The sequence below is a fragment of the Phormidium sp. CCY1219 genome (assembly GCF_035615515.1).
GTDB lineage: Bacteria > Cyanobacteriota > Cyanobacteriia > Cyanobacteriales > Laspinemataceae > CCY1219.
The window spans coordinates 1-2,268 of sequence record NZ_JAJENT010000561.1; the positions used below are offsets into that span (position 1 = coordinate 1).

The window sequence follows — 2,268 nt, forward strand, 5'->3', positions numbered from 1 at the left end:
TAGGCTGGTCAGGTGGTTAGAAGTACAAGCCCCTGGCTTTAGACATGGGGTTGGTTTCTACGGAGTCCCTGACGGGGTATTATTCCTCCAGGGCAGCGGCTTCAGCTTCTTCCACCGATCGCAAACAGTCCATAAAGGCGCGCGCCTCGGGGTGTTGCGATCGGATAAATTCTCCTCGCGTCCCCAACTCCACCATTTTGCCATCATCCATCAACCCAATGCGCGAAGCAAGCAAGAAGGCTTCCTGAATGTCGTGGGTGACGAACACCACCGTTTTCCCAAGCTGCTGCTGCAACCGCCGAAACTCCTGTTGCAGTTCCACTCGGGTAATCGGATCGAGGGCCCCAAAGGGTTCGTCCATCAACATCACCGGGGGGTCGGCGGCGAGTGCCCGGGCAACCCCCACCCGCTGACGCTGACCCCCAGAGAGCTGACGGGGGTAGCGTTTGGCGAAATACTGCGGATCGAGTCCCACCAATTCCAGGAGTTCGCTGACTCGTTGGTGAATGCGATCGCTATCCCACCCCAACAACGAGGGTACGATCCCCACATTGCGCTCGATCGTAAAATGCGGAAACAAGCCATAGGCTTGAATCACATATCCGATTTTCCGGCGCAACTCAATCGCATCCCACCGCGTGGTAGGTTTTCCTTCCACCAGCACTTCCCCAGTGGTGGGGACGTACAGGTGATTGATTAACTTCATGGTGGTGGTTTTGCCGCTACCGCTGCGTCCCAGCAGTACCAAAGCTTCTCCCCGGCGGACTTTGAAGTTCAAATTAGAAACTAGGTTTCGCCGCTGTATTCGGTAGGAAACGTCGAGAAACTCGACAGCGTATTCGTTTTCGGATGACATCAATTATTTTTTGAACTCATACACAGCCAACAAGCCGTGGGACGCGCCCAAGCCCTGCTGTAAGTTCCATTCTACCTCCCTGAGCAAATAGGCCAGTTGCGGTTCCACTAAATTGGCGCGCGGATCGTCTATCCGCAAAGAAGGTGCCATTCTCACCGCTAGGCGAATGGTGCGGATGGCATCTTGTACCACCGGCGGATACCCTGCAAGTGGCTCGAGTTCTAATTTTTGCGGCGTGCGCCAGCGATCGAGTGCTTCGATGCAAGCGTACACTACCGCATTCCACGAATTTTGCAGGTTGTCGAAAAACCGATTCAAATGCGGGTGGTTCGGTTGGGGGTGGTACTCGAAAATCAACTGCGAGAGATCGGTGCGACAGTTGATTTGGTGCAGGGAGTTCACCGCCGCCCGGATCGGTGGCGCTTCCGGATTGAATTCTCGAGTGTTCATGTGCCGACCCACTAAAATGGAGCGATCGCACAGTCGCCGTCTGATAACTTTGGCTCCTTTGTCGGCGGCAATCTCCGTAATAAACCGATCGAATTCGGCTCCTCCCCAAAAGCGAATCGGAAACCGTTCTACTTCAATCTCCCCTTTGGCATCGGGCGGATAAATATACGACATGGAATAGGTATTCATCTTGCTCCCATTGTCGTTCGGGTTGCCCCAATATCCCGGCCACTCGTAGGAAAATCGCCCCAGCATATCGGCAACAAAAATGCCGCGATCTTCGATATGCTTGCAAATCTCTCCCACTAATTTTCCGAGGGCTTCATCGTTCAGGTGGGACAGCGCCCCGTAGGAGGAAAAGTAAACGTCATAGGGGGGTTCTCCCATCTCGATGGGCAGTCCTTCGCTGAGATCGGCTACCTCAAAACTGGCCTGCGATCGCTTCTCATGCAGGCTTTTGGCTTTCTCGATCATCGCCGGACTGATGTCTACCCCTTTGTAGTGGCTGATGTCGCGATAATCCAATACCTTTTCTAGCTCGGAATCTAGATTTCTCGCTCTTTGAGGCAAACTGGTCAAAATCCCCAGTCCTTCTCCCGCACCACATCCTAGGTCCATGACCCGAATTCCGCTGCTTGACTCGCGCTGACGCTCGACCACTGGCGCGAGAAACTGGCTCATTACCGTGCGGTTAAATCGATCTTCCCAGTAGCGCCGCACGTTATCGTGTTTTCCAAATAAACCGGGAGAATCGCTGTCATAAGCACCGATGGCGACAGCTTTGGCGTAGTTTTTCAGTACGTCTAGTTGTTTCATCGAAAATTAGGGGTTGGTAAGGGGGGCGAATGGAAACCTCTGTCATTTATGTATGGGGAGGAATTCGCCCCCCCCTTACATAAACAGCAGTCCGACAGGACTTCCTTTTTTTAGAAAGTACAAGGCTCCATTTCCCGGTGTACGAC

2 protein-coding genes are annotated in these 2,268 nt (G+C 53.4%); both read right to left on the reverse strand.

What is annotated here, in order from left to right; translation table 11 throughout:
* Positions 1 to 79 precede the first annotated feature (79 nt).
* Complete coding sequence (locus tag LKK83_RS15495) at positions 80 to 856, reverse strand: ATP-binding cassette domain-containing protein (protein WP_324632114.1); 777 nt, start codon at positions 854 to 856, stop codon at positions 80 to 82.
* Positions 857 to 859: 3 nt separating this feature from the next.
* Positions 860 to 2,122, reverse strand: coding sequence for a class I SAM-dependent methyltransferase (locus tag LKK83_RS15500; protein WP_324632115.1), 1,263 nt, complete (start codon positions 2,120 to 2,122; stop codon positions 860 to 862).
* Between the last annotated feature and the right edge of the window lie 146 nt (positions 2,123 to 2,268).

Coding starts and splice junctions, on each gene's coding strand:
- LKK83_RS15495 (WP_324632114.1), bottom strand. CDS start 856: ATGTCATCCGAAAACGAATACGCTGTCGAGTTTCTCGACGTTTCCTAC.
- LKK83_RS15500 (WP_324632115.1), bottom strand. CDS start 2,122: ATGAAACAACTAGACGTACTGAAAAACTACGCCAAAGCTGTCGCCATC.